The organism is Natrarchaeobius chitinivorans (genome assembly GCF_003841505.1).
In the GTDB taxonomy this organism is placed as follows: domain Archaea; phylum Halobacteriota; class Halobacteria; order Halobacteriales; family Natrialbaceae; genus Natrarchaeobius; species Natrarchaeobius chitinivorans.
Map to the genome: position 1 here is coordinate 76024 of NZ_REGA01000016.1, position 25474 is coordinate 101497.

26 protein-coding genes are annotated in these 25474 nt (G+C 64.6%); 13 read left to right on the forward strand and 13 right to left on the reverse strand.

What is annotated here, in order from left to right; all coding sequences use genetic code 11:
* Positions 1-468 precede the first annotated feature (468 nt).
* The 4 genes from EA473_RS16375 to pyrG all read right to left on the reverse strand — a co-directional run bounded on the left by EA473_RS16375 (position 469) and on the right by pyrG (position 4149).
* Positions 469-789 (reverse strand): DUF7126 family protein, encoded by a 321-nt coding sequence (locus tag EA473_RS16375; RefSeq protein WP_124196726.1) that lies wholly within the window; start codon positions 787-789, stop codon positions 469-471.
* A 2-nt stretch (positions 790-791) separates the two neighbouring features.
* A complete protein-coding gene (gene guaA / locus EA473_RS16380; RefSeq protein WP_124196727.1) occupies positions 792-1709 on the reverse strand; it encodes a glutamine-hydrolyzing GMP synthase in 918 nt (305 codons plus the stop codon).
* A gap of 195 nt (positions 1710-1904) precedes the next feature.
* Positions 1905-2282, reverse strand: a complete 378-nt coding sequence (locus EA473_RS22375) for a DUF5518 domain-containing protein (RefSeq protein ID WP_341538997.1) — start codon at positions 2280-2282, stop codon at positions 1905-1907.
* 202 nt (positions 2283-2484) lie between these two features.
* Positions 2485-4149 (reverse strand): glutamine hydrolyzing CTP synthase, encoded by a 1665-nt coding sequence (gene pyrG / locus EA473_RS16385; protein WP_124196728.1) that lies wholly within the window; start codon positions 4147-4149, stop codon positions 2485-2487.
* A 173-nt stretch (positions 4150-4322) separates the two neighbouring features.
* Here pyrG and EA473_RS16390 point away from each other — a divergent pair, with 173 nt between their 5' ends.
* The gene (locus tag EA473_RS16390; protein WP_124196729.1) at positions 4323-4697 is read left to right on the forward strand and encodes a cyclophilin-like family protein; all 375 of its coding nucleotides are present in this window, start codon (positions 4323-4325) and stop codon (positions 4695-4697) included.
* A 172-nt stretch (positions 4698-4869) separates the two neighbouring features.
* Positions 4870-5409, forward strand: a complete 540-nt coding sequence (locus EA473_RS16395; protein WP_124196730.1) for a hypothetical protein — start codon at positions 4870-4872, stop codon at positions 5407-5409.
* A 97-nt stretch (positions 5410-5506) separates the two neighbouring features.
* On the opposite strand, the gene EA473_RS16400 is transcribed toward EA473_RS16395, so the two are convergent.
* The gene (locus EA473_RS16400; RefSeq protein ID WP_124196731.1) at positions 5507-5686 is read right to left on the reverse strand and encodes a hypothetical protein; all 180 of its coding nucleotides are present in this window, start codon (positions 5684-5686) and stop codon (positions 5507-5509) included.
* Positions 5687-5736: 50 nt separating this feature from the next.
* Positions 5737-7542 carry a translation initiation factor IF-2 gene (gene infB, locus EA473_RS16405; RefSeq protein ID WP_124196732.1) on the reverse strand — a complete coding sequence of 602 codons (1806 nt, stop codon included), beginning with the start codon at positions 7540-7542 and terminating at the stop codon, positions 5737-5739.
* Between the two features lie 203 nt (positions 7543-7745).
* On the opposite strand from infB, the gene EA473_RS16410 reads away from it, so the two are divergent.
* Both EA473_RS16410 and EA473_RS16415 read left to right on the forward strand, forming a co-directional pair.
* A complete protein-coding gene (locus EA473_RS16410) occupies positions 7746-7991 on the forward strand; it encodes a PRC-barrel domain-containing protein (protein WP_124196733.1) in 246 nt (81 codons plus the stop codon).
* A 4-nt stretch (positions 7992-7995) separates the two neighbouring features.
* Complete coding sequence (locus EA473_RS16415; RefSeq protein WP_124196734.1) at positions 7996-8454, forward strand: NOB1 family endonuclease; 459 nt, start codon at positions 7996-7998, stop codon at positions 8452-8454.
* A gap of 151 nt (positions 8455-8605) precedes the next feature.
* Here EA473_RS16415 and EA473_RS16420 read toward each other — a convergent pair whose 3' ends face one another.
* Together EA473_RS16420 and EA473_RS16425 are read right to left on the reverse strand one after the other, a co-directional pair.
* Positions 8606-9724 carry a CPBP family intramembrane glutamic endopeptidase gene (locus tag EA473_RS16420; RefSeq protein WP_124196735.1) on the reverse strand — a complete coding sequence of 373 codons (1119 nt, stop codon included), beginning with the start codon at positions 9722-9724 and terminating at the stop codon, positions 8606-8608.
* Between the two features lie 473 nt (positions 9725-10197).
* Positions 10198-11505: a glucose-6-phosphate isomerase gene (locus tag EA473_RS16425; RefSeq protein ID WP_124196736.1), complete on the reverse strand. Its 1308-nt coding sequence runs from the start codon at positions 11503-11505 to the stop codon at positions 10198-10200.
* Positions 11506-11630: 125 nt separating this feature from the next.
* Between EA473_RS16425 and EA473_RS16430 the strand changes: the two genes are divergently transcribed.
* Positions 11631-12104: a DUF5812 family protein gene (locus EA473_RS16430; protein ID WP_124196737.1), complete on the forward strand. Its 474-nt coding sequence runs from the start codon at positions 11631-11633 to the stop codon at positions 12102-12104.
* Between the two features lie 251 nt (positions 12105-12355).
* Here the strand turns inward: EA473_RS16430 and EA473_RS16435 are convergent, their stop codons facing one another.
* A complete protein-coding gene (locus EA473_RS16435; RefSeq protein ID WP_124196738.1) occupies positions 12356-12736 on the reverse strand; it encodes a hypothetical protein in 381 nt (126 codons plus the stop codon).
* Positions 12737-12854: 118 nt separating this feature from the next.
* Here EA473_RS16435 and secF point away from each other — a divergent pair, with 118 nt between their 5' ends.
* Both secF and EA473_RS16445 read left to right on the forward strand, forming a co-directional pair.
* Positions 12855-13751: a protein translocase subunit SecF gene (gene secF / locus EA473_RS16440; protein WP_124196739.1), complete on the forward strand. Its 897-nt coding sequence runs from the start codon at positions 12855-12857 to the stop codon at positions 13749-13751.
* Positions 13751-15394, forward strand: coding sequence for a preprotein translocase subunit SecD (locus EA473_RS16445; protein WP_124196740.1), 1644 nt, complete (start codon positions 13751-13753; stop codon positions 15392-15394). Before secF ends, EA473_RS16445 begins: the two co-directional genes overlap by 1 nt.
* Before the next feature lie 71 nt (positions 15395-15465).
* Here EA473_RS16445 and EA473_RS16450 read toward each other — a convergent pair whose 3' ends face one another.
* From EA473_RS16450 to EA473_RS16460, 3 genes are all read right to left on the reverse strand, one after another.
* On the reverse strand, positions 15466-16476 hold the full coding sequence (locus EA473_RS16450) for a sodium:calcium antiporter (protein WP_124196741.1): 1011 nt from the start codon (positions 16474-16476) through the stop codon (positions 15466-15468).
* 184 nt (positions 16477-16660) lie between these two features.
* Positions 16661-17341 (reverse strand): ribonuclease HII, encoded by a 681-nt coding sequence (gene rnhB, locus EA473_RS16455; protein WP_124196742.1) that lies wholly within the window; start codon positions 17339-17341, stop codon positions 16661-16663.
* Between the two features lie 70 nt (positions 17342-17411).
* On the reverse strand, positions 17412-18761 hold the full coding sequence (locus EA473_RS16460) for a tRNA pseudouridine(54/55) synthase Pus10 (protein WP_124196743.1): 1350 nt from the start codon (positions 18759-18761) through the stop codon (positions 17412-17414).
* A 195-nt stretch (positions 18762-18956) separates the two neighbouring features.
* Here EA473_RS16460 and EA473_RS16465 point away from each other — a divergent pair, with 195 nt between their 5' ends.
* The 5 genes from EA473_RS16465 (at position 18957) to EA473_RS16485 (ending at position 23034) form a co-directional block, all read left to right on the forward strand.
* A complete protein-coding gene (locus tag EA473_RS16465; RefSeq protein ID WP_124196744.1) occupies positions 18957-20066 on the forward strand; it encodes a S1C family serine protease in 1110 nt (369 codons plus the stop codon).
* A gap of 317 nt (positions 20067-20383) precedes the next feature.
* Positions 20384-20578, forward strand: a complete 195-nt coding sequence (locus tag EA473_RS16470; RefSeq protein ID WP_124196745.1) for a DUF7511 domain-containing protein — start codon at positions 20384-20386, stop codon at positions 20576-20578.
* 10 nt (positions 20579-20588) lie between these two features.
* A complete protein-coding gene (locus EA473_RS16475) occupies positions 20589-20777 on the forward strand; it encodes a hypothetical protein (protein ID WP_124196746.1) in 189 nt (62 codons plus the stop codon).
* Positions 20778-21041: 264 nt separating this feature from the next.
* Positions 21042-22013 (forward strand): nucleotidyltransferase domain-containing protein, encoded by a 972-nt coding sequence (locus EA473_RS16480; protein ID WP_124196747.1) that lies wholly within the window; start codon positions 21042-21044, stop codon positions 22011-22013.
* 223 nt (positions 22014-22236) lie between these two features.
* On the forward strand, positions 22237-23034 hold the full coding sequence (locus EA473_RS16485; RefSeq protein ID WP_124196748.1) for a DNA-directed RNA polymerase subunit epsilon: 798 nt from the start codon (positions 22237-22239) through the stop codon (positions 23032-23034).
* Positions 23035-23046: 12 nt separating this feature from the next.
* Here EA473_RS16485 and EA473_RS16490 read toward each other — a convergent pair whose 3' ends face one another.
* On the reverse strand, positions 23047-23883 hold the full coding sequence (locus EA473_RS16490) for an NAD(+)/NADH kinase (RefSeq protein ID WP_124196749.1): 837 nt from the start codon (positions 23881-23883) through the stop codon (positions 23047-23049).
* A 224-nt stretch (positions 23884-24107) separates the two neighbouring features.
* Between EA473_RS16490 and EA473_RS16495 the strand changes: the two genes are divergently transcribed.
* Positions 24108-25313, forward strand: coding sequence for a KaiC domain-containing protein (locus tag EA473_RS16495; protein ID WP_243645284.1), 1206 nt, complete (start codon positions 24108-24110; stop codon positions 25311-25313).
* Positions 25314-25474 lie beyond the last annotated feature (161 nt).

Here is a 25474-nt window from a genome sequence, read left to right on the forward strand (position 1 = left end):
CGTCGGCTACTGGAAATCGTCGTTCGGGCTCGAGTGCAACTCGCTTACTGGCTCGAGTGCGATCGGTAGCGAACGCTGGTCGAGCGTATCACTCGAACGCAAGAAGTCCGTACGGGACGCGAAATGCGTCCCGGATGCCAGAACCGCAGGGTGTGACGCAGGCCGGTGCAGCGTAGCCCGCGTCGGAAACGGTATGGCAGTGGTGGGGGGAAGGGTGCTGTGGTGGGATTGCTGGAAGTCACGGGAACAGGCGTGGGGTGCCTCGGTGGGAATGCCCGTCGACCTCCATCCCTTGCTACCGGGGAGAACCACTTGAACGGGGATGACGGTATACCGTTCTTACGCCGAATTCCCCCAAATTTAACTCGAGTTTAATCGTCCGATACCGAGGGGTAGACAGTTCATACCGGGAAATCGGCGAATACTTAATAGTTTTAAATGTAGGTCGGCACGGACCGACCAGCCGCGTCAATCGATCAGTTCTTCGGCGACGACGGCCGCGTCGACGAGTTCCGGATCGACCGCGAGATCCAGCTGTCCCCGCACGAACTCGGGGACCGTATCCCGCGAGTAGACGACGGTTCGGAGATCACCGTTCAGATCGCAGACGATCGGAATCGTCGTCGCCTGATCGGTATCGGTCAACACGTACAGGTCCGCGCCGACGATCCCGGCGTTCTCGAGTTGTGGCCGGGAGATGACGCCCTCGAGACGGGTGATACTGGCTCCCTCGGCCTCGAGTGCCGTTCCGAGTCCGTCGTCGTCGGCTCCGGCGACGATTACGTCCATCGTCACTCGTACTCGATGGTCGCCGGCGGTTTGTGGGTCACGTCGTAGACGACGCGGGCGACGTTCTCGTTCGTCCCGGTGATTCGCGACTGAATCCGCTGGAGGGTTTCCCAGTCGATCTCCTGGGCGCGGGCGGTCATGCCGTCCCGGGAGTCGACCGAGCGCACCGAGACGACCCAGCCGTGGACGCGGTTGTCACCCTTGACGCCCGTCGCCTTGCCGATCACGGCGGCAAGCGCTTGCCAGGGCTCGTACTCCTCGAGTTCGTCCTCGACGACGTGACAGGCCTCGCGGGCCACCTCGAGTTTCTCCTCGGTGACCTCGCCGATGACCCGCACCGCAAGTCCGGGTCCGGGAAACGGCATCCGCTCGGCGACGACTTCCTCGAGACCGAGGTGGCGGGCGACCTCGCGAACCTCGTCCTTGTAGAGGTCGCGAACGGGTTCGACGATGCCGTCGAAGTCCACGACGTCGGGAAGTCCGCCGACGTTGTGGTGGGACTTGATCCCGCCTTCGCTCTCGATGCGGTCGGGGTAGATCGTCCCCTGGACGAGGTAGTCCGCATCGGCGTCTCTGGCCTCGCGCTCGAACTCGCGGATGAACTGCTCGCCGATAACTGACCGCTTCTCCTCGGGGTCCGTTACTCCGGACAGGGCCTCGAGGAAGCGATCTTTCGCATCGACGACGCGAAGCGACTCCATGTAGTCGAACGTCTCCTCGATCTGGGCGGTCTCGCCTTTCCGCATCAGGCCGGTGTCGACGTAGACGGGGGTGAGCCGGTCGCCGATCGCCTCGTAGGCGAGTGCCGCGGCGACCGAGGAGTCGACGCCCCCCGAGAGGGCGATGACGGCGTTTTCGTCGCCGATTTCGTCTTCGATCTCCGCGATCGCGTCGGGAACGAAGGGGTCGACGTCGACCATCAGCACACCACCTCCGCGATGGGGGCTGAGAACGACAGTTGACAGTACGTATTCATAGGTATGCTCCCAGTGGCGGCGGCAAAACCGTTTCGAAACCACGTCTGCGTCAGGGGGGTGCCCTCGAGTTATAGTAACAACTGAAACGATGTACACACGGATCGCCGATTCGTCCCGCGATCGGGTGTGCAACGACGTTCAGTGGCTACTATCGACGGCTTTCGATCCGATGCGACGAAACGGGGGAATGCGGCCGATGGCGGTGCCGACCAGCGCACCGACGACGCTGAAGAAACCAAAGGCCGCGAAGGCAAAAAGGTGCCAGAGTAACGCGAACGCGACCCCGAGAGCGGCGTACCCGACCGATATCGTCCATCCAGACGCGATGAAACTAGCAGAGGCCCAGACGGCGAGAAAACTGCCGATGACGCCGGTTCGCAAGCCAGCGCGAACGGCGGAGGTCGATCGGGTGCTGTAGTACAGGCCCGCGAGGAACCCAGCGAGCACTACTGGGCCGGCACTGTAGTGAGACGGCCACGGTGACGGGAATAGAGAGGAGCCCAACCGCTGTCGCAACCGATACGTCTTCGTCGAGGAGCCACTGGACGACTCTGGCAGGGACGGCCATGACCTACCCGCCTGTTGTGTCGACTGGGCAATACCTCTTTCGTCACGTCAACACAGTCTGTGAAAGAAACTGGACAACGAACGACGGTCAAATCGAGATCGATCGCGAGTCGGGGTGTCGCACTGATCAGGGCTCCACGTGCCTCACCGTTCAGGGCTCTACTTCCGTTTCGGGCGCGGCGATCTCCCCACCGTCGGTCCGCTCGAGAACCGCCTCGACCAGTCCGAGAAACGGCGGACTCGGCTGGCCCGGTCGGGACGTGTACTCGGGGTGGAACTGCGTTCCGAGGAAGTAGGGGTGGTCCCCGAGTTCGAGGATCTCCATGCGGTTTCCGGCGGTGCCGGAGAACGTCAGCGGCTCGTCCTCGAACGCCTCGAAGTACTCGGGGTTGACCTCGTAGCGGTGGCGGTGGCGCTCGGAACAGGACGTGTCGCCGTACAGTTCGTACGCGAGCGTTTCCGGCTCGATGACGGTCGTGTGTTCGCCGAGGCGCATCGTTCCGCCCATCTCCTCGACCTCGTATTGCTCCGGCAGAATGTCGATGATCGGGTGGGGCGTCTCCTCGTCCATCTCCGCCGAGTGAGCGCCCTCGAGTCCCAGGACGTTCCGGGCGTACTCGACGACGGCCATCTGGAAGCCCAGACAGAGTCCCAGGAAGGGAACGTCGTTCTCGCGGGCGTACTGGACCGCCCGGATCTTTCCTTCGGAGCCGCGCATTCCGAAGCCGCCGGGGACGATGATCCCGTCGACGTCCTCGAGCTGGTCGTCGTAGCCGTCGGCCATCCCGTCGGCGTGGATCCAGTGGACGTTCACGTCGACGCCGAGTTCGAAGCCGGCGTGTTTCAGCGACTCGTGGATCGACATGTAGGCGTCCTCTAAGTCGTACTTGCCGACCAGCGCGACGTCGACCGCGCCGTCTTTCTCGGTGGTGACGATCTCGCGCCACTCATTGGCTCGTTCCCCCTCCGGAAGCGCTTCGTCGGCGAGACCGAAACGCTCGAGAACGTACTGATCGAGCCCCTCGTCTTCGACCATCAGCGGGACGTGGTAGACGTCCTCGACGTCGGGGTTCGAAAACACCGCTTCGGTCGGGATATCACAGAACAGCCCGATCTTCTCTTTGGTCTCGGGCTCTAAGCGGTCCTCACAGCGGCCGACGATCACGTCCGGCTGGAGGCCGATCGAGCGGACCTCCTTGACCGAGTGCTGGGTCGGCTTCGTCTTCTGTTCGCCGTTTTTCGAGTAGGGAACCAGCGTGACGTGGACGAAGAGGATGTCCTCTGGGTCTTCCTCGTGGGCGAACTGCCGGAGCGCCTCGAGGTAGGGCATCCCCTCGATGTCGCCGACCGTGCCGCCGACTTCGACGATGCAGACGTCGGTGCCGTCGGCTGCCTCCCGGATGCGGCGTTTGATGTCGTCGGTGATGTGCGGAATGATCTGGACGGTCTTGCCCAGATAGTCGCCGGCGCGTTCTTTCTCGATGACGTGCTGGTAGGTCTTCCCGGTGGTGACGTTGTGATCCGAGGTCATGTCGACGTCGAGAAACCGTTCGTAGTTCCCCAGGTCGAGGTCGACTTCACCACCGTCTTCCAGAACGTAGACTTCGCCGTGCTGGTAGGGGTTCATCGTCCCTGCATCGACGTTCAGGTACGGGTCGATCTTGACCGCGGTGACGTCGAACCCGGCGTTTTTGAGAAGACGGCCGGTGCTCGCGGCCGTGATCCCCTTGCCGAGTCCCGACATCACCCCGCCGGTGACGAAGATGAACTTGTTCCCCAGAGCGGGGTCATAATGAGTGTCCGATTCCGTCGGCATACCGAGTGTGCGCGCGAGCAGTTGAAAACGATTTCGGGACCGGTCCGTCCCCGACACTCGCTGTCACCCCCGTCGCCGTTCGATTTCCACGAGAGACGAACGCGTACTCGCCCTACTCGAGGGCTCGAGACGAGAGCCCGACGGTTGAAGTGACCGCGCTTCGTCGCTCCCGTATGGCCGACCTTCGAGTTATCGTCGACGGGATCTCCCTCGAGGCGAACTGGACCGGCGACGCGCCGGAGACGAGAGACGCACTCGAGGGCGCGCTCCCGGTTGCGGGCGAGGCGGTTCGGTGGGGCGACGAACTCTACTTCGACGTGCCGGTCGACGTACCCGCCGAGAACGCCCGCGAGGCAGTTCCAGAAGGGGCGATCGCCTACTGGCCGCCCGGGAACAAACTCTGTCTGTTCTGGGGGCCGACGCCAGCAAGCGTCGACGACGAACCCCGGGCCGCCTCGCCGGTGACCGTCGTCGCACGGGTGACTGATACCGACCCGCTCGAGGCCGTCGACGGCGGCGCGCGAGTTGGGATCGAGCGTTTTCCCTAAGCAACTGAACGTCACTGTACTCCATCCAACAGACAACGCCCGGAGACCTGACGGAACACCCCGTTCTCCGGGCGCTGTCTGTGTGCGGTCTGTGACTAATTTCAGCTGTTGCTATAATGGGTGAATAATTGCATCCTGACGCGTTTACTCCGCCGTAACAGTGGTTTAGCCGATGAATCGGCGGAAGTTTTTGGCCGTTTCCGGTGCCGGAGTGCTTACGGCCGGCGGAGTCGCCCACGTCGCGTCACCGTCGTCGGTTCGAACGACGGCGGCGCGTCTCTCCTACGAGCAGTTGAACGACTACGTACCGCAATCGCTCGCCGTCTGTACGCCGTCGGAGGCAGGGTACATCGGCGTGCTCGATATGCCCCCGGCAGACGCGATTACGGAGTTCAAACGGCGCGGGTTCTCCGAATACTACCTGTCGTACCTCCACGCGTACGAGCGTGACGACGAGGTCGTCTACGAACGCGGCAACCTCGTTCGGCTATCCGACGATGGGGACTGGCAGTTGCACGCGCGACTGTTTCCACGCGACGGGCGGACAGAAGTCCGCGGTCACTGGGAGCCCAGCGTCCGGAACCAACCGCGAGCGCACGTCGCAGGTGACGACGTCGATCACGAGAAAGGGGAAGCGATGATCCGGGCGGAGTTCGACGTGATCGACGAACCGTTTTCCGGCGATCTGTCGATGGTCGATAGATGCGGGTGAAATCCACGAAAACAGCTCGATAACACGCTCGCAGCGTCTGCTTACTTGCCCCAGAAGTGAACGCTGGCGTACTTACAAAGTGCACACAGCGGCTCGATCAGACGGATTCTCTGTTATCGAGATAGTTGTTCACGACCATCGGTGCGACGACGCCAACGAAAATCAGCACTCCCATCAGCATTTCTGAGGATAAATCGGTCAGCCAAAATCCTCCGTAAGTGAGAACCATTGCGACCACGACGAACCCACCTACGACTTTGTTTTCACGGGAAACCATACCCTCCGTTCTCGTCCGATATCCCAAAAGAATATCGGGAATTTGATTTTTTATTTCCCCCAGAACGGATCGCGCTTGCGGAGTTTCTCGAGGTACATGTTCAGCGCCTCGAGTTCGTCGCCGGGGATCTCGCCCGCGAGTTCTTGCTCTAAGATCTTCGCGTGCTTTTCGGGGATCTGGGTCCACAACTCGTCGTCCTCTTCGATCTGGCGGCCGACGGTCGGGCCGTCGATGGCGACCGAGACGCGGTTGCCGGCGCGGGCCTCGTCGATGTCCTCACCCTGTTCCTGAATGCCTTTGACCTGACCGACGCGTTCGGGCTCGTTGCCGTCGAACTTGACGACGTGGGTGTTGTTCTGCAGCGTTCCGGAGTTCACTTCGACGCCGACGACGGCGGGGTCGTTCTGGCGGAAGGTGTGATCCGGGAGGATCCTGAATCGGGCCGGTCGAACGATGTTCTCGAGGATCGTATCCTGCTGGGCACGCTCGAGTTCGTCGACGAACTCCTCGTACTCGTCGATCAGCTGGTAGATGACTTCGTCGGTGAAAATCCTGACGTCGTCGTTTTCGGCCCGGCGTTCGGCGTCCGAAACCGTGTCGACGTTGAACCCGAGGATCACCTGCTGTTTCGGATCCTCGGCCGTCGACGCGACGGAGACGTCCCGCGGGGCGACGTCGCCGACCTCCGCGCGCACGATCGGCAGTTCCGCCTCCGACAGCGCGTCGGCCATCGCCTCCAGACTCCCCAGGGTATCGGCTTTGACGACGACGCCTTGCTCTTCGGTGTCGACGGCGATGTCGGCGAGTTCGGCTTCGACTTCTGTGCGTACCCCTTCGAGGTCACGATCGCGAACGATCCGTACCGGCGCGCCGGCCATCGCATCCGCCAGATCGGGTGCCGCGACTTTGATTCCGGCCGCGGCCGAGACCTCCTCGACCTTTTCGAAGCGGCTCTCGGTACGGATTTCGGCGAGCGGCCGGGGCTGGAGCAACGCGCGAACCTCGGTAACGATCGGATCGTTCTGGCCGCCGACGACGATCTCGTCGTCGGCCCGGATCGTCCCGTCGTAGAGAACGGTGTCGATGGTCGTCCCGAATCCTTTCTCCTCTTTGACCTCGAGGACGGTGCCGACGCCCGGCCCCTGGACGTCGATCTCCATCTCCTCTTTCATGTACCGCTGGGAGAGGCCCATCATGACCGCGAGCAGGTCGGGCACGCCTTCGCCGGTCATCGCCGAGACGGGGACGACGCCGACGTTGCGCTGGAAGTTCTGGACCCGCCAGTAGAGGTCGGCGGAGAATCCCTCGTCCGAGAGGTTGCCGATGATCTCATAGAGGCTCTCGTCGAGTCGCGAACTCACCCGGTCGCTCTGGGCGTCGTAGGTCGCGTTGATCGGCGAGTCTTCGTTCGGGTTCCAGCCGGGGACGGTGTCGATCTTGTTCGCGGCGACGATAAACGGCGTCTGCGACCGCTTGAGTATATCGAGCGCCTCGAGCGTCTGGGGCTGGAAGCCGTCGTTGACGTCGACGACGAGGATGGCGATGTCCGCGAGCGCGCCACCGCGCGAGCGAAGCGTCGTAAAGGAGTGATGGCCCGGCGTATCGATAAACAGGAGGCCGGGGAGGTCGAAGTCGTCTGGATCGACCAGATCTCCTGCGATCGACGAGATGACGTCGAGCGGGACGGCGGTCGCCCCGATGTGCTGGGTGATCGCGCCTGCTTCGCCCTCGATAACCGCGGAGCCGCGGATCTTATCGAGGAGACTCGTCTTGCCGTGGTCGACGTGTCCGAGGACGGCCACGATCGGCGTTCTGAGGGATGAGGGGTCGAGAGTGTCTGAATCCGGTTCCGACATGGTAAACCACCAGAGAAGGTCTTGTCTAGACGTCCGCAGGCCGGTAGTTAAACCCATCGTCACGGCGCCGTCGGTTCGCGGACCGCGATTGGGGTCGGGAGACCGATACCGTAGGGTTCCTGCCCGGACCGTCTCGAGTGATGTGGGGGTGTTGATACAACGCGTCCCGTGTTTTTAATACCGATTAGTAAATACGAGTATGCATGAGCGAGATACTCGCTGAAAACCTCTCGGGGAAGTCCGTCATGGGATCCGACGGCACCGAGCTCGGATTGCTCTATAACATCACGATGGACCTCAAAACCGGTGGTCTGCACGATCTCATCGTCGAACCCGACGAAGAGGTGCCGACCCAGACAGTAGACTTCGACATCGACGACGCCGGCCGATTTCTCGTCCCTGTCAGCCGCGTTCAGGCGGTGAAAGATTACATCGTCGTCAAGCGCTAACGGTATGTACGTTCTCGACTCCTCGGCTTTTATTCACGACTTTCACACGACAGGACAGACGTCGACGATCCCGCTCGTCCGCGACGAACTCGAGGACGAAAGCGCCTATCGCTACGATGCGATGGAGGGCTCCGGGATGCACATCCACATTCCGAACGATGATACGACGGAGAAAGTCGAGCGCGCGGCCAGAGAGTCCGGCGACCTCGAGGTGCTCTCGGAAACCGACGTTCGACTCGTCGCCGCGAGTTTCGAACTCGACGGAACGCTGGTGACCGACGACTACGCGATGCAAAACGTCGCCGAGAAACTCAACGTCGACGTCGAGGTGATCGCCCGGGAGGGGATCGACGAGCAGCGCCACTGGCACTTCCAGTGTCAGGGCTGTGGACGGGAGTTCGACGAGGAGAAAGATCGGTGCCCGATCTGTGGCTCCGCGCTCGCCCGGAAGAACCCGAACTGAGACGGAAACCGACCGAATTCGCGTCTGAGGCGGAAACTGACTGAATTCGCGTCTCGAGTGTCCAGGCGGTCATACGGTTTACTGTAATCATTGCCGGCGCACCCGCCGCCCGGGGCGCGGGTGCGCCGGTACACAGTTACAGTAATCCGTATCAGGCGACGCTCAGATAGAGGTTCGCAAAGAGGATGGCGTTGTACGCGCCGTGGATGAGCGCCGGTACGACAAGGTTCTCGGTTCGTTCGTAGATGATTCCGAGGACGATCGAGAGTCCGAACACGACGCCGAGACTCGCGATGACCTCTCCCACGCCGGCAGTGGCGTACGCGAGTACGTGGACGGCAGCGAAGATCACGCTCCCGACGACGACGGCACCGTAGCGCGAAAACGTCTCGTACAGCGATTTCTGGATTACGTTCCGGTAGAGCAACTCCTCGAACGGGCCGATGACCAGCAACGACGCGGGGATCAACACGAGCAGTATCTCGGGGTTCTCCTCGGCCTGCTGGGCGGTTCCGTGGTCGGAACTCTCCACGCCGGTCGTGTAGAAGACGGTCGAAATCACGAACAGCGCACCGAAGAGGACGATGATGCCGCCGACGGTCCAGAGAACGTCGCGCTTCGACGGAATCTCGAGGTCGATATACGACAGGTCGAACTGGCGGACGAGGAGATATCCTCCCGCGACGACGCCGGTTCCAACGGCCATCCCGATCTGGGAGAGGACCATAAACTGGGGCATCGACGGCATGCCGGCGGCGAGTACGATCGGGAGCAACAGAAAGAGCGTCGCGAACTGGGCGCTGACCAGGCCGACGGCACCGACTGCCGAAAGGAGTGCCGTATAGGCACTTCGAACCACGAGCCCGGTGATATCGACTCCGACGGCGTAGGCCGCTCCGATTCCGGTGGCCAGTCCTGCGACACAGAACGTCGCGAAGAGCAGCGGTGCCGGGGTGGAGACGAGCGGAACTGAAACCGGTGCGGTGATCCCCTGATTCAGGGCGTAGCCGACGAGCAAGACGACGACGGTGCTCGAGGCCGCCCCGATCCAGCCGCTTGTCCGTGAATTGGCCACGGCTGTCGCGCCGACCAGAAAGGCGAGTGTGGCGACGGTCGCGAACCCGACCGACGCCCAGATCGCCGGATCGTCGACGCCGCGGTTGACGGGGACGAACAGGGTGGCGAGCACCACGGCCGAGAGGAAGATCCCGATTCCGGGGACGACGGCGGACGGAACGGAGACCGCGTCGGACCGTGCAGTCTCGGTCATACGTACGATTTCGAGCGAGGCCTCATAGGACCTCCGCAACCGGCCAACGACCGGTGTTCGAGCGGGACCCGGGACGCCGACCGACCGGCAGACGGGACGACCACCCGATCGTAAATCGGTTCCGTTGGTACTGTCTTTCGCCGCTCGAAGCGGCCGTTCGGTCGGGATAGTAACAACTGCAACGATGAACACACCGAGCGCAGCATCCGCGGTTCTCATACGGTTTACTGTCAGTCCTTACCGGCGCACCCGCGACCAGGGCGGCGGGTGCGCCGGTAAACAGTGACAGTAATCCGTATCACTCACTCCGTTCGTTCTGATACTGTCGGACGGAACTGTGTGAATATCAGTCGCCCTCCTGGGGCCGTCTCCAGTGGCCACTCTAGTACCCTCCCAAACGTCGACTGATGAGCGAAATCGAACCACACCGCATGATTTCGCTCATCAGTTCAGGGTTGGGACGCCACTAGGCGTCACCGCTCGACGCGGAGTTCGGTCTTTTCGGTGACGGCGTCCGCTTCGTCGAACTCGCCGCCACCCAGTAGTCCCCGCGTTGCCTTTTTCGCCCACTCGACCGCCGGCTGGGTGAACGTCTCGACGCCGTACAGCTCGCCCGCGAGCACGCAGGCGGCCTCCATCCCGTACAGCAGCCCGCCGAGTTCGTACTCGTCGACGCACTCGAGTTCGACGCGAACGTTCGGTCGGCCGGCGGCCGCCAGACTCGCTTCCGTCGCTTCGAACTCGGCCTCGAGTAGCTCGCCGAGCGTCGAATCGCCGAGGTACGCGAGGTCGTCCACGTCGGTTTCTGGGATCGGGCGATCCGGCCCCGTCCGCGGTTTGACGAAGGTGACGAGCTTGTCACGCGGGCCGGCCCGGTAGAGCTGAAGCTGGGAGTGCTGGTCGGTGACGCCGAGGGCGCGAACCGGCGTCTGGCCGAGTTCGTCCTTGCCGAGGCTCTCGGCCCACAGCTGAGCGAACCACTCCGCGTAGGTCTCGAGGGACTCCGCGTACGGGATCATCGCGTTCGTCCCCGCTCCGCGGGCGTCGAGAGCGTAACTGGTCGCGCCGTAGGCGTAGGCCGGGCACTCGAACAGCGAGCCGGAAAGCGAGTCGGCCTCGGCGGCCGCGCCCTCGAGCAGCGCCTCGGGGTCGTGGCCACAGACCGCGGCGGCGACCATGCCGACCGCGGAGAGGGCGGAAAAGCGGCCCGGAACGCCGTCGGGGACCGTCAACGCCGGGAGATCGTGACGGTCCGAGAGGTCCCGCAGCGGGCCAGACTCGCCGGTCGTCACGATGGTCCGCTCGGTCCAGTCGACGCCTGCCGACTCGAACGCGTCGCGGACGACGAGGAAGTTCGCCAGCGTCTCCGCCGTGGTGCCCGACCGCGAGACGACGTTGATCGCGGTGTGCTCGAGTGATGCCCCTTCGAGGTGACTCGAGACCCACTCGGGATCGACGTTGTCGAGGTAGATCGCCTCTGTGTCCCCCTCGTCCGCCAGCGCGTTCGTGATCGTCGCCGCGCCGAGTGCACTTCCGCCGATGCCGATCGTGAGCAGCGTCTCGGTGTCGGGGCCGGCGACCGGTTCGACGGCGGTCCGAATTTCGTCCGGCTCGGTCCGGTTCGGCAAGTTCAACGCTTCGTAGCCGTGTTCCCGGTTTTCCATCCCCCGCTCGATGCGCTCGTGAGCCACGGCGACCCGCTCGTCGAGGCGCTCGAGCCCCTCCCTCGAGACGCCCGGCGAGGCCACCGACGCGAGCGCGTTCCCGATGTCGACGTCCATGGCCGAGAAGGCGTTCGCCGGGGCTAAAGGGGTTGCGCCACGCGCTGGCGTCTTCGGGCCGTCTGCGTCTGTGACGACCGACCGGAGACGAAACCCCGAAAACGGCCCCGGCCCTACGAGCCGGTATGAGCGAACAGACGGGGACGTTCGTCGTCACCCACGCCGAAGCCGAGTCGGCCGTCGTCCGGGACGTCGAGACCGCACAGGTCCACACCCTCGCGTCGAACCCGGGCCTCGAGGTCCAGGACGTCGTCGAGGCGACGCTCGCACCCGATCCCCCGCTCGAGGTCACCTGGCAGGTGATCGAGGTCGACGACCGTCGGTCGGTCGACCTGGTCGACAGCGACCTCGAACCGACTCAGCACTCGAAAGATCTGGCGGCCGACGCGGCCGTCGGCGACCTTCACCGGGAGGAGCGAGCCGGAACCGGCGAGGTCCACGTCCTCCGGGTTCCGGATGGTGAAGTCGACGACGCTGCCAGGGATATCCTCGAGGACGACGAGACGATCGCACGGGCGGCACGACTCGAGGCGGTCCGCGTCGAAGTGCGCCGGTCGGCCGACGACGGAGTGGTGAGCGTCCGGTATCTCCCCGACTGAGACGGACCGTTGTCCGTCTTCCCGGAGGCCGCGACGACCTGTGAGTGTATCGCAGACCGGTGAACGATCCGTCCGATGTACCGTCGCACGTACGAAGTGTACCGTCGAGGGTGGGCTGTATCGTCCTCGAGTGGCCGAACTCGAGTGGTTCAGAACGAGTTCGAGTGGGTCGTATCGTCCTCGAGTGGCCGGACTCGAGTAGATCGGAGCGAGTTCGAGTGGTCCGAAGCAACCCCGAATCGTACGGAAACTTACGTTCGACTCGGCCCGCCTGCGCTCTGGACCCGCCAGCTCCCATCGAGTCCACAGGCGTCACGGACCTCGTACTCGATCGTCGTTTCGTCTGCGATCGTCGCTCCGCCATCGACGCGTTCGACGCGCAACGGAACGTCGAGCGTGTTGCCACAGCACCCGACGCCGACGAACTCCTCCCACAGGTCACCTTCCCGGGCGCTCTCGCGGGTCTTTCGCAAGAATGCGCGGAACGACGGTTTCTCGACCTGAAACCGTCCCCACTCCGAGAGGTCCGCCGGATACGAGACGACGACGCGATCGGCCGACGGCGTCCCCGCTCGCGTCTCGTCGGCGCGCTCCTCGAGTCGGTCGCCGGAACGGCTCGAATTGGACGTCATACCCGTCTGTACGGGCTCGAGACTCTTTAGCCCCTCGTAAATTCCGCACACGACTGATGTGAAATATGCTGAGGAAATTGAGAAGGCTTACTTCGGCTGACTGCCAGTGGTCCGATACATGGGGTATTTCGACGTACCGGAGATAGAGTACACCCGGTACAGCAACCGCCAGCTCGCGGCGGTGCCACTTGCGCTTCTCGCGGTTGCACTGCTCGTCCTCAGCGGGTCGTTTCTCCTGACCGGAGCGCCGGTCCAGTTGGGGATGGACTTCGCCGGCGGAGCGGAACTGACGATCCAGACGACGTCGTCCGAAGAGGAGATCCGGAACGCCTTCGATCGCGAACCCGATTCGATCCAGGCGATCCAGGCACCGGGCGTCGACAATCAGTACACGGTGCAGTTCGCCGGCATCGAAGACGAGGGGATAATCCAGGGACTGAGTGATCAGGCCGAATCGAACCTCGAGGCCGACGGAGACGCGTCGATCGTCCAGTCCGAATCGACGGCCTCACCGAGTTTCGCCCAGCAGGCCCAGCAGACCGCGCTGCTGGGGATCGCCGTCGCGTTTCTCGGAATGAGCGTCCTCGCGTTCTTGCTCTTTCGGACGTTCGTCCCGTCGATCGCGATCGTCGCCTCGGCGTTTTCGGATATCGTGATCCCGCTCGCGTTCATGTCGCTTGCGGGCATTCAGCTCTCGCTGGGAACCGTCGCCGCACTGTTGATGTTGATCGGATACTCGGTCGACTCGGACATCCTGTTGAACAACCACATCCTCCGACGGAGCGGTGATTTCTACGAGAGCGTTCACCGGGCGACCCGGACCGGTATCACGATGACGGTTACGTCGATGATGGCGATGCTCGTCATGGGGATCGCGGCGTCGCTGTTCGGCGTCGAACTGCTCGCGTCGATCGGCATCATCCTCTTCGTCGGCCTCGCGACCGACCTGATGAACACGTACATGCTAAACGTCAGTCTCCTTCGCTGGTACAAGTTCGAGGGGGTGAGATCGTAATGGGGCCGAAAGCGTTCGTCAAAGAGTACTGGCGGCTGATCCTGATCATCGCCTTCGTCAGCGCTGCGCTCGTCGCCCTGTTCATCCCCGGCGGAATCATCGCCGACGACTCGCTGGCCGGCGAAAACGAGACCGTCGACCAGGGCGCGTCGAACATCGAGTACGGTCTCGGACTCGAGGGCGGAACGCGGGTGAGCGCGCCGCCGATCGGGATGACCGCCGACATCGACATCGAACACGACCAGCAACGCGAGGTGGCACAGGCGCTCGCAGTGTACGAGTACGAAAACGCCGATCTCGAGTCGGCCGACACGCGAGTCAGGTTCCACGAGGACAACAACCGCTACACTGCGGAGATATTCTCCGCCGACGTGAGTCACGCGGAGTTCGCGGAGGCGTTGCAGTCGGCCGGCGTGGAGGGGGTCACCGAGGACGACATCGAGGACGGCGTCACCCAGCAGACCCGCGACTCGATTCTCGATACGATCGAGTTGCGCATCAACGAGGCCGGTCTCTCCGGCGGACAGACCTACCAGGAAGCGACCCTCGGCGGACAGTACTACATCGTCACCGAGGTGCCCGGCATGAGCCCCGAGGAGCTCCGTGAGCTGTTGAGCGACCGTGGTGACGTCCGAATCGTCGCGTACCACCCCGCCGAGGACGGCGGCCACACCAACACCACCGTCCTTCAAGGCGACCAGATCGCCGAACCGGGAACGGCGTCGTACAACGACCAGCGGGGCTACCACTACGTCCCGGTCACCGTCGACGCGACCGAAGACGAGGACGGCAACAGCCCCGCAATGGAGTACCAGGAGTCGATGCGTGAGCTCGGATTCACGAGCGAAGGGCTCGAGCGCTGTCACACCAACGAACGGTTCGATCGGACGACCGGCGAGTTCGACGACCAGCACGACGACCCGCAGTGGTGTCTGCTCACCATGGTCGACGACGATATCGTCGACGTTCACCGGATGGGCGGCGACCTCGGCCAGAACATGCACGCACAGACGTGGGTGAACGACCCGACGTTCCAGATGATCGTTCCGACCCAGCAAGACGCCCACCACCTCGCGGTCAACCTGCGTTCCGGCGCACTCGAGGCTCCGCTCGACTTTAGCCGCGAGCAGACGTACTCCGTCGAGCCGACGCAGGCCCAGCAGTTCCAGCTGTACTCGATCATCATCGGCGGGCTCGCGGTGTTGACCGTCTGCGGGATGATCTTCCTGCGATACCGGAACCCGCGGGTCGCGGCACCGATGTTCCTCACGGCGATGGCCGAGGTGGTCATCCTGCTCGGCTTCGCCGCGGCGATACGCATGCCGCTGGATCTCTCCCACGTCGCCGGGTTCATCGCCGTCGTCGGGACCGGGGTCGACGACCTGGTCATCATCGCCGACGAGGTGATGGACGAAGGCGACGTCAACTCGAGTCGGGTGTTCGAGTCCCGGTTCCGGAAGGCGTTCTGGATCATCGGGGCCGCCGCGGCGACGACGATCATCGCGCTGTCGCCGCTTGCGGTGTTGAGCCTCGGCGACCTCCGCGGATTCGCGATCATCACGATCCTCGGCGTGTTGATCGGCGTGCTCATCACTCGACCGGCCTACGGTGACATCCTTCAGCGTCTGCTGACGGACAAGTAACCCCCCGGACGATTTCGTTTTACACCTCCATTGTGGGGTCGCTTTCTCCGTCCCGAGCGCTCTCCCGACCGTCAGGTCGGGACGATCCCCGTCGCACCGACGCTCTCGAGGACGAGCCACGCGACGAACACGCCGTAAATGGCGAGCAGCGCGTACGCCTCGCGCACGGTCAACAGCATGTCTGTGCGTACGATCGCGAAGAAGACGATCGTCGCGGCAAGCAGGAACCCCATCATCGGGACGACGTGAGCGAAGGTGATCGTCAGGGTGCCGGCGACGAGGACGCCGACCGGGACGGCGACCAGCAGGTCGAAGACGTTGCTCCCGAGGACGTTCGCGAGGCTGACCGACGGCCGACCCGATCGGGCGGCAGTGACGCTGACGAACGCGTCCGGGACGCTCGAACCGGCGGCGACGACGATCATCCCCCACAGGAACGCGGGCGTGCCGAACGCCTCGCCGAGGCCGATCGCCGCCCTGACGAGCCCCTCGACGCCGATCACGATGACGACCAGCCCAGCCCCGAAGCGGAGCCAGGCGCGGGTTCGATCCACCGTCGGATCGGCCGCGCCCTCGTGTTCGGCCGTATCGAGGTACTGCGTGAACACGTAGAGGCCGTAGATGACCAGCGGAAACGCCGCGAGCGGCCGGGTGACGTCGCCCTGGAGTCCGACCCCCTCGACCGGGTTGTAGATGACTGCCAGTGAGAAGGTAAGTAGGAGGGTCGCGACCGCCAGCATGTAGAACAGCGCCTCCTTGTACGCGAGCGCCCGCCCCGTCTCCATCCCGCCGGGTCCGGCGAGGGCCGCGATCCCGGGAATGACGAGGAGGTTGAACACCGCGGAGCCGACGATCGCACCGACGCCGAGTTCGAACTCGCCGTGCAGCAGCGTCGCGAGGAGGACGGTCACCAGTTCCGGCATACTCGAGCCGACGGCGGCGATGATCGCCCCCTGGACGACGGCCGGAACGCCGTAGCCGACCGCGATCCGATCGGCGGCCGTCTCGAGCCACGTACTGCCGATCCAGACGACGATTGTTGCGATCGCGGCCAGCCCGAGGAGCGCAAGGACGACGATCACGGACGTACCTCACGGGGATTCGAGACATCAAACCACAGGATCGACACGCTGTGACACGGAAGAATCCGCCGCTCGGGTTGCGGACGCGTCATGCGTACGGACGTCATCGAGACTGTCGTACCGCGTTAGCGGTACAACCAAGGGCGATTCGCGGCCCCACGGCACTCACGGACAACGGACCGTATCAGAACTGTCCCAGTCCGGTCTGCTCGGCGTCGGCGAGCACGTCCGCACAGGTCGACCACGACTCGCGTGCGAACGGCGGGAGGTTACCGTGATCGTCGACGTAGGACTCGAGGAACTCGCGGGTGGTCGGATCGCTCGGGTAGCCGCTGCCGACGTCCCCGTACTCCTCGGCGAGGGCGGTGACGTGGGCGTCACGTTCGACCTTCGCGACGATACTGGCCGCGCCGACGAGTTTCGACTCGTCGTCCGCGCCGTGGCGCGCTTCGAGGTCGAGCCCGGAATCAGCCTCGAGCGAGCACGCCCCGACGACTCGACGGGCGAACCGCTCGGCGTCGGTATCACAGGCGTCACAGAGGCCGGCGATAGGGTCGGTTTCGGACTGGACGACGTCGTATCCCTCGAGCGCGGCGTCGATCGCTCCGGCGTGGGCCTCGACGGCCAGCGAGTTCATGTCCGTCTCCGGGTGATCGATCCGCGCCGGCGTGATCTCGGCGACGCCGACGGCGATCCGGTCGTCCGCTCGCAGTTCGTCCGCCAGTTCCTCCCGCCGGTCCGGCGTCAGTCGCTTCGAGTCCGCGATGCCGTCGGGAAGGTACGCAGGGTCCTCGAGGGAGACGGCCGCGGCGAACATCGATCCCAGGGCGGGTCCCTTTCCTGCCTCGTCGACGCCGAATTGCATACGGGCACGGTGGGACGCCCGCCGATAAATCGTTTTATCGTCCCGGCGACCGGTCCGGTCGAGATGGCCGTTACGCCTCGCGGGGCTCGTCCCGGAAGTACGCCTCACGTTCGAACGGCTCGTCTTCCCCTTCGACGCCGGTGACGTCGAGGGCGGTCACCTCTGCGTCGGTCTCGAGCAATCCGGCGAGACTCGGCTCCGTGCGGCCGTCGTCGCTGCTGATGAGTTCCTTGACGTACAGCCCGCCAGCGCCGTGGAGGCGGACGTCTGCACGCGTCGGCTCGAGCAGTTCGCCGTCGATTTCGTAGACGGTCCGCTCGCGGGTGAGGTTCGCCCGCCGGTGGTCGACGCGCTGGGGGGTGTACTGCTCGACGGTGGTGCCCGAGAGTTCCTCGAGTGCGGCCTCGAAGGCCTCGCGGTCGACCGGGTCGCCGAACTCGACGTCCGCGCGGTAGTGCTTGCTCGCGTCGTGTTCTTTCACGCGCTCGACCATCTCGTAGGTCGCGAGTCGGAGACCGTCGACTTCGACCGCACCCTCGGCGGCCGCGTTGATCTCGCGCTCGAGTTCGGCCGGGTCCGGATCGCGAACGCGGGGCCGTTTCACCTCGAGCACGAACGGCCGACCCTCCTCGAGCATCCGGGCGTCGACGTCCTCGCGGCCGGCCCCGTGGAAGGTTCCCTCGTCGCCGTCCATCGCCTCGACGACGTGCGGTCTGACGACCTGTTCGACGCTCGTCTCGTACATGTAGCCGGTGCCGTCGCAGTGGTCACAGGGCTCCTCGCCGTCGTCGCCGAGTTGGACGCCGCTGGCGCCACACTCTCGGCAGGGCCACTCGGTCTGGGGAACGTCCCGCTCGAGTTTGCGGTAGCGGCCGTATACGAACGCTGGGTTCACCTGTACGTCGACCGCGTGGCTCGTCACGCTATCCGACTCGAGCGTTTCGAGCGGATCGAATCCCGCGAGGTCGACGACGGCGAGGACGTCAGGCCGGTCGAAGTCGACGTCGGTGCCAGTTTTCGCCCCGATGCGGCGGCCGACCTCGCGGTTCACCTCGCGTTTCATCGACTCGCCGACCTCGGGGTCGAGTCCGGCGTCCTCCCGAAACAGCCGCTCGTTTTCCTCGACCAGCGGCGGCACCTGCGAGCCGACCTGGTAGGTGGCGAACTCGACGCCCTCGAGGGCGTCGACGACCGCGGCTGCGACGGCGTCGAACGTTCCGCAATACCCCTCACAGACCCAGCAGTTGGTCGGTTCGTCCGGTTCGAAATCGTCGTCGGCGGCCAGCGCGACCGTCGTCCGGAGCGCCCGGCCGCGTTCGGCGTTGGTCAGCCCGAAACTCCGATCGGCGAACGGCCGCCCGAGACAGGAGTCACAGACCGCTCCCGTCGCCAGCAGTTCGCGGGCGTCTTCCGTGATCATGTGCCGAGGGTGGGGGGCCGCGCGTAACACGTTTTCCTTTCCCGGCGCTCGAGGGTTCCGTTCCGGCGCTCGAGGGAACTGGCGCCCCGACGCTCGAGGGTTCCGTTCCGGCGCTTGAGGGAACTGTCGTCCGCCTCGAGTCGTGTCGTCCTGCTTTCCCCGGTGTTCAAAAGGGTGTGGTCCTACCCGTCGGATATGCACGGTCCTAATCTGAGCCGTCGGCGCCTCCTCGCTGCGGCCGGCGGCGGTTTCGCCGGCGTTCTCGCCGGTTGTGCGGAACCCCAGCGCGACAGCGCTCTCGAGGGCGGCGTGTCCTCGGAGATCGAACGCGGCGACGTCGCCGACGGGTCGGCGTTCACCGACGTCTACGACGCGATCATCGACTCCGTGACGCAGGTCCGAGTGTTCGGCGTCGAGGATCCCCTCACCGAGGGCGAAGGCCGCGGTCAGGGCTCGGGATTTCTCTACGACGATCGACACATCGTGACCAACGAACACGTCGTCGCGGACGGCGAGGAGGTCGACCTCCAGTATATAAACGGCGACTGGACGGCGACGCGACTCGTCGGCATCGATCGGTACAGCGACATCGCCGTCCTCGAGGCGGACCACGTGCCGGACGCCGCAACGCCGCTTTCATTGACCGAGCAACGGCCCGTGGTCGGACAACAGGTGCTCGCGATCGGCAACCCCTACGGCCTCGAAGGGTCGATGTCCGCGGGCATCGTCAGCGGCGTCGATCGCACGCTCGACGCGCCGGGTCGGCAGTTCTCGTTTCCGAACGTCGTCCAGACCGACGCGGCGGTCAACCCCGGAAACAGCGGCGGCCCGCTCGTCGACCTCGAAGGGAACGTCGTCGGGATCGTCAACGCTGGCGGCGGGAACAACATCGGCTTTGCGATCTCGGCTGCTCTGGCCGAGCGCGTCGTGCCGGCGCTGATCGAAGACGGCGAGTTCGACCACTCCTACATGGGGATTACGCTCGCAACCGTCGACCGCCTCGTCGCCGAGGAGAACGACCTGGACGCGGCAACCGGTGTCATCGTCGTCGGCGTTCTCTCCGACGGGCCGGCCGACGGCGTACTGAAGGGAGCGGATCGATCCGCCAGACGCCGGGGGGAGTCCATCCCCGTCGGCGGCGACGTCATCCTCGAGATGAACGGCGAGCCGATTCCGGACCGTCACGCGCTCTCGACGTTTCTCGCTCTCGAGACGAGCCCCGGGGAGGACCTCGAGTTACGGCTGCTCAGGAACGGGGCGGAGACTGTCGAGACGATGACCCTCGGCTCCAGACCGGAGCGGTAGTCTCGGTGGGAGCTCCGACGGGTGGTCGTCGTCGAAACGTACCAACCGCCCGCTTCCGAACGGTGGAACGGCTCGCGTTAAGACACTATTATCCGAAAGAAATTCTGGTTTACCCGACGGAACTAGCCGTCTACTCGACGGAACGGGCCGCAACGACTGCCTACACGTTATCTCCCGTCCAGTTCTTTATTACCTGTGTAAACGGTTCGAATCAGATCGGCGTCGGTAGATTGCGCTGCGTTCGGAGTCTTAACCTATCGATAACAATACTCCGGGACCGGATAGATTCTGCTGGCGGGACCCTCGCCTGTTATCACATGTCACACAATGCCGAACCCCGAACTCCCGACCCCGACGATCCGACCGACGAACTCGACCACGTCGTGATCGAGAACGACGATGCGCCGAACGAGTGTGCAATCTTTCCGCAGGGTGCGAGCGAGGATCGACTGGTGAGCAGTTGGCTGACGGCTCACGGTGATTCGTTCATCGCGCTTGAGTCGATGCGCTGAGGTCGTACTCATGCGTCTCGCCGACTCCGCAACCGTCGCCGGCTTCTGGCTCGGAACGCTCCTGCCCGTAGCGTACGTGCCCATCGTTTTCCTGGGTATCGACTCGGTGGGAATGCTGACGCTGTTCGTGGGGCTGCTCGCGATCCACGTCCTCGCACTCGTCGTTGGCCACGACTACCCGGACTCCCGTCCCCAGTGAGCGGGTCACTCCCGTCCGACGGGGGCGGTGAAACAACCGTTTCGCCCTCTGATACGGTTTACTGTAACTGTTTACCGGCGCACCCGCGACCCGGGCGGCGGGTGCGCCGGCACGGACGTACAGTAAACCGTATGACACCGTCGGACAGAACTGTAATCGTAACGACAACGACCTGCCGACCCCCTTTAAGTGCCTCTGGTCACAAGGTAGAGATATAGTACGGGGTAGTCCCCACACGGGACCGGCCCTCGATTCGTTCTTCCGATGACGACCGTTCCAGCGGCCGTGGTCGATGCTGTCGACGGTTCGGTAGCCGCGCTCGAGTCCGACCGTGACGTTCGCGTCGTTCTGGCGGCCGCTCGCGGAAGCCACGGGTGGGCCGCGGCCGGGCCGGAGAGCGATTACGACGTCGGACTCGTTTTCGTCCAGTCGGACCTCCGGCGGTACGCCCATGTTACCGAGCCACCGACGACCATCGTGGCTTCCGAACGCCTCGAGGACGGCGACTGCGCCGGAATCGATCTCGAGTTTCAGGGGTGGGACGTCCGGACGTTCGCATCGCTGCTCGTCGACTCCAACGACGGGGCGATCGACCTGCTTCGGAGCCCGATTCGCTATCGGAGCGCGTACGATCCAGCCGACCTCGCGGCGTACGTCGAACGGACGTACGATCCGATGGACCTCTATCACGCCTGGCGGGGCATTGCGACGAGCAACTACCGGAAATACGTCTCCCACCACCTGGTCCGGACCGACGACGAGACGTTTCCGATCGTCGAGACGACCGACGACGGCTACGTGGTCGAAACTGACGACGGCACGGCGACCGTCTCGGCCGAGAACGACCGGTACACCGAAACCCAGACTCGAGCCACGGTAAAGCGAAACCTGACGATCTGTCGGGCGTCGATGTACGCCCGCTATCTGCGCGCGACCGGCGAACGCTGCGATCACGACCTGCCTGCCCTCGAGTTCGACCGCTTTCTGACCGAGCAAGCACCGACGGCGTTCGAGGACGACCGGATCGACCGCGCCCGCGCGTTGCTCGAGCGAAAGCGACGCGGCGAGGGCGGCGTCACGGTCGGCGACGTCGTCGGGCGCTCGTTCGCCCATCCCCCGCGGGAGATCGATCCCGCGGTCCACGCGCGGGACGGACCGGACGCCGACCGAATCGACCGGTTCGTCGACGAGATGATCGCGGCGACTCGAGCGGGCGATTCCGACGCCGTTCTTTAAGTGCTTCTGGTCACAAGCCGAAGATACGAAGGGATTTTCGAGGGCAATAACTGCTCGAGCGGTGGCTTTCGGCGACGGATCCGTCTCGGACGGCTGACGCAGCGCGGGCGGCCGAAGCTACGACAGCGCCCGGATCGTCCTGTTTCGCTTTTTCGTCACGACGGCCACGGGCCTGCGAAACGAGCGAGCATTTTTCCGTCTCCCCCGCGGAGCCACCGACGAGATGAGAGACGACGGTGTCGATTCCGGATCGAATCACGAGCAGGGCGCCACGCTCGAGCGGCCCCGCGACTCCGACGGCGAGCGCCGCCTCGAGACGCGCCCCGGCTCCGGATCGCTCTCCCGTGCGGACGGAAAGCGCGATGGGACGGTTCGCCGGTGGGGCGTCGTCACGCCGAGTGCGACCGTCATCGGCCGCCCTGACTCGCCCGACGGTGACCTCTCCGAGAGCGTTCGCCGCCTCCACGACGAACAGCACGCGGCGACGCCGGGCTACAGCGAACGTGCCCACCACCTCGATCGACTGCGGACGACACAGGCGCTGTGTAACGCACTCGAGGTGACGCCGTGGCAACGCGACCTCGCGCTCGGCGTGATGGACGAGATCGACCTCACGGAGTTCGGGAGCCAGCGTGCGATCCCGAAGGTCGCGCTGGTCGTGATCAGACACGTCGTCGACGTCGACCGGCAGGCGTATTTCGGCCTCGACGACGTCGATGCCCAGGCGCTGTCGGCCGACCGGATGGACGAACTGTTCGGCCGGTACAGAGCCCACGACATCACCGACGAGCCGGCGTTCGAACGGCTCGCGGCACAGTACGGACTCGACACGACGAGCCTGAACCGACTTCGCCGAGTCCTGAAAGCACAGCTCGAGGAGGGGCTGCCCGCCTACGGACGGAATCCGTATCGCGATCCCAACCTGCCGGTACCGTCGGCCGTCGAATCCGGGCCCGGTGAGAGCGAAGAGACCGACGGGGCAGAAAGCGCCGAGACGGCCGAAACCGACGACGGCCCGTAACCCCCGGTTCGCTCACTCGAGTTTCTCGAGGCCGCCGACGAAGTTCGTCCGCGGGCCGACGAGCGTGACGGGATCGTCCGCGAGCGTGACGGTGACCGTGGCGGGTGGCTCGAGGCGCGTCCGATTCCGCCCGTCGCTGATCGCGTAGGCCGTCTCGCTGCCGGAGACGGTGAGGGTCAGTTCCGAGTCGGGGTCGACGACCAGCGGCGGCATCGCCTCGGTCGCGGCCATCTGCGTGACGACGAGCGCGTCAGCAGTCGGGTGAATCAGCGGCCCCCCCTCACTCAGGTTGTACGCGGTCGAACCCGTGGGCGTCGAGACGAGGACGCCGTCGGCGTGGCCACCCGCGTATCGCGTTCCGTCGATGTAAACCTCGATCGACGCGCCGCCGCCGTGGCCCCGCCGGGGCCCGTGAACGACGATTTCGTTGAGCGCCGGCTCGAGCGTCCAGCCGTCGCCGCGCGCCCGCAAGCGGTCGAGTTCGCGGCCCTCGATATCCTCGCCGCGCTGGAATCGGTCGACCAGACCGGTGACGACGTCGACGGCGTCGTCGGGGGAGACGGCGTTCAAAAAGCCGACTTCGCCGAGGTTCACCCCGAGGAGAGGCGTCGGTCCGACTTCCCGGGCGACGAACAGGAGCGTTCCGTCGCCGCCGATGCTGACGACGAGGTCGCGCGTTGCCATCGCGGCGACCGGAACCGCGGCCGCGTCGACCGCGCTGCCGGTCTCCTCGTCGACGACGACGCTCACCCCCTCGCGTCCACCCTCGAGTTCGTCGACGAGTGATTCGGTGAGCTGCTGTGCCCGCTCGTTGCCACGTTGGGCGACGATTCCGACGTCGGCGTCCATCGTCGGCGGATACCCGTCCCGGGGTCAAAAAGCCACGCCTCCTCGGTCACCGCCGGCCGGAAACGACATTACGCCGGCTCGACTCAGTTCACCCGGGTGAACGAACCGCGACGCTCCGTCGCAGTCTCTCGTATGACATACGCCTCGACGAACGCACTCGAGTCGCGAGCCGACGGCGTCCGCGTCCACTGGTCTCGACTTTTTGGCGACTCGAGGTGGGCTCCGTGACTGACGAATCCGGCGACTGGTTCGAGCGAGCGCTCGCCGAAGAGGAAGACGAAGAAGACAAAGAGGGAAACGAAGTGGGTGGCGAGGAAGACGAACCGAGAGACGACCCCGGTTCCGGAGCCGACCCGGACGACCACGAGGGCGACGAAACTGCGGTCGGCCGAGCGGACGGAACCGGACGTCCCGACAAACGAGGGACGATCGACGTCGACGGTTCGGGTGAGACCGATAGCGCCGATTCCGAGCCGCCGTTTACAGCGGGCGAGAATTCGATCGAGGCGGGGATAGGTAGTGGCGGTGGAGTAAACGAAGAACTCGCCGAGCGCACCGAACCCGACGACGGCGACTCCCTGTTCGACGAGGATTTCGGAGCCGCCTTCGAGAGCGCCCCCGACGTTCCGACGGACGACGAGCAACGCGGCGCCGACCCGTCGGGATTTTCCGACCTCGATTTCGGCCTCGCTGGTGCGGACGAGCCCGACTTCGAGGAGGAACCCGACACGGATCTTCCCCGCATCGACCTGGGCGTCGACGGACTCGACGGGATGATCCAGGGCGGCATTCCCGAGCGGTCGCTCGTGGTCGCGATCGGGAGCGCCGGAACGGGGAAGACGACCCTGGGCCTCCAGTTTCTCGCACACGGTCTCGAGCAGGGCGAACGCGGAGTGTTCATCGCCTTAGAGGAGAGCCGCGAACGTGTAATAAACAGCGCGACTGAGAAGGGGTTCGCGTTCGACAAACATGTCGCGGACGGCAGACTCGCGATCGTCGATTTAGACCCCGTCGAACTGGCCCACAGCCTGAACTCGATCGGGAACGAACTGCCGGCACTCATCGAGGAGTTCGGGGCCTCGCGACTCGTCCTCGACTCGGTGTCGCTGCTCGAGATGATGTACGACGACCAGTCGAACCGTCGGAACGAAATCTACGGATTTGCCAGCAGCCTGAAAGACGCGGGCGTCACGTCGCTGTTGACGAGCGAGGCCTCCGAGGACAACCCGTATGCGTCCCGTCACGGAATCGTCGAGTATCTCACCGACGGCGTCTTCGTCCTGCAGTACGTCCGCCCGGACGACTTCCGCGAGACCCGACTCGCGATAGAGATTCAGAAGATCCGCGATGCGAATCACTCGCGGGAGAAAAAACCCTACGAGATCACTGCCGACGGCCTCTCGGTGTACCAGCAGGGGAACCTGTTCTGAAATTCGCTCGGCGACGACGGGGCTGTCACTTCCGGCTGCTGATACGGATTACTGTACCTGTTTACCGGCGCACCCGCGACCCGGGCGGCGGGTGCGCCGGCAATGACTTACAGTAAACCGTATGACAGTAGGCTCCCCCCAGACAGCAGGTGGTTCGAAGA

What these genes read in the sequence shown, in the direction of transcription:
- EA473_RS16425 (WP_124196736.1), bottom strand. Translation starts at nt 11,505, where the DNA reads ATGGACGTCGACATCGGGAACGCGCTCGCGTCGGTGGCCTCGCCGGGC.
- pyrG (WP_124196728.1), bottom strand. Translation starts at nt 4,149, where the DNA reads ATGCCGACGGAATCGGACACTCATTATGACCCCGCTCTGGGGAACAAG.
- EA473_RS16420 (WP_124196735.1), bottom strand. Translation starts at nt 9,724, where the DNA reads ATGACCGAGACTGCACGGTCCGACGCGGTCTCCGTTCCGTCCGCCGTC.
- EA473_RS16475 (WP_124196746.1), top strand. Translation starts at nt 20,589, where the DNA reads ATGCGTCTCGCCGACTCCGCAACCGTCGCCGGCTTCTGGCTCGGAACG.
- EA473_RS16485 (WP_124196748.1), top strand. Translation starts at nt 22,237, where the DNA reads ATGAGAGACGACGGTGTCGATTCCGGATCGAATCACGAGCAGGGCGCC.
- infB (WP_124196732.1), bottom strand. Translation starts at nt 7,542, where the DNA reads ATGTCGGAACCGGATTCAGACACTCTCGACCCCTCATCCCTCAGAACG.
- EA473_RS16470 (WP_124196745.1), top strand. Translation starts at nt 20,384, where the DNA reads ATGTCACACAATGCCGAACCCCGAACTCCCGACCCCGACGATCCGACC.
- secF (WP_124196739.1), top strand. Translation starts at nt 12,855, where the DNA reads ATGGGGTATTTCGACGTACCGGAGATAGAGTACACCCGGTACAGCAAC.
- EA473_RS16415 (WP_124196734.1), top strand. Translation starts at nt 7,996, where the DNA reads ATGTACGTTCTCGACTCCTCGGCTTTTATTCACGACTTTCACACGACA.
- EA473_RS16435 (WP_124196738.1), bottom strand. Translation starts at nt 12,736, where the DNA reads ATGACGTCCAATTCGAGCCGTTCCGGCGACCGACTCGAGGAGCGCGCC.
- EA473_RS16490 (WP_124196749.1), bottom strand. Translation starts at nt 23,883, where the DNA reads ATGGACGCCGACGTCGGAATCGTCGCCCAACGTGGCAACGAGCGGGCA.
- EA473_RS16400 (WP_124196731.1), bottom strand. Translation starts at nt 5,686, where the DNA reads ATGGTTTCCCGTGAAAACAAAGTCGTAGGTGGGTTCGTCGTGGTCGCA.
- EA473_RS16480 (WP_124196747.1), top strand. Translation starts at nt 21,042, where the DNA reads ATGACGACCGTTCCAGCGGCCGTGGTCGATGCTGTCGACGGTTCGGTA.
- EA473_RS16395 (WP_124196730.1), top strand. Translation starts at nt 4,870, where the DNA reads ATGAATCGGCGGAAGTTTTTGGCCGTTTCCGGTGCCGGAGTGCTTACG.
- EA473_RS16430 (WP_124196737.1), top strand. Translation starts at nt 11,631, where the DNA reads ATGAGCGAACAGACGGGGACGTTCGTCGTCACCCACGCCGAAGCCGAG.
- EA473_RS16375 (WP_124196726.1), bottom strand. Translation starts at nt 789, where the DNA reads ATGGACGTAATCGTCGCCGGAGCCGACGACGACGGACTCGGAACGGCA.
- rnhB (WP_124196742.1), bottom strand. Translation starts at nt 17,341, where the DNA reads ATGCAATTCGGCGTCGACGAGGCAGGAAAGGGACCCGCCCTGGGATCG.
- EA473_RS16390 (WP_124196729.1), top strand. Translation starts at nt 4,323, where the DNA reads ATGGCCGACCTTCGAGTTATCGTCGACGGGATCTCCCTCGAGGCGAAC.
- EA473_RS16410 (WP_124196733.1), top strand. Translation starts at nt 7,746, where the DNA reads ATGAGCGAGATACTCGCTGAAAACCTCTCGGGGAAGTCCGTCATGGGA.
- EA473_RS16465 (WP_124196744.1), top strand. Translation starts at nt 18,957, where the DNA reads ATGCACGGTCCTAATCTGAGCCGTCGGCGCCTCCTCGCTGCGGCCGGC.
- guaA (WP_124196727.1), bottom strand. Translation starts at nt 1,709, where the DNA reads ATGGTCGACGTCGACCCCTTCGTTCCCGACGCGATCGCGGAGATCGAA.
- EA473_RS16460 (WP_124196743.1), bottom strand. Translation starts at nt 18,761, where the DNA reads ATGATCACGGAAGACGCCCGCGAACTGCTGGCGACGGGAGCGGTCTGT.
- EA473_RS16445 (WP_124196740.1), top strand. Translation starts at nt 13,751, where the DNA reads ATGGGGCCGAAAGCGTTCGTCAAAGAGTACTGGCGGCTGATCCTGATC.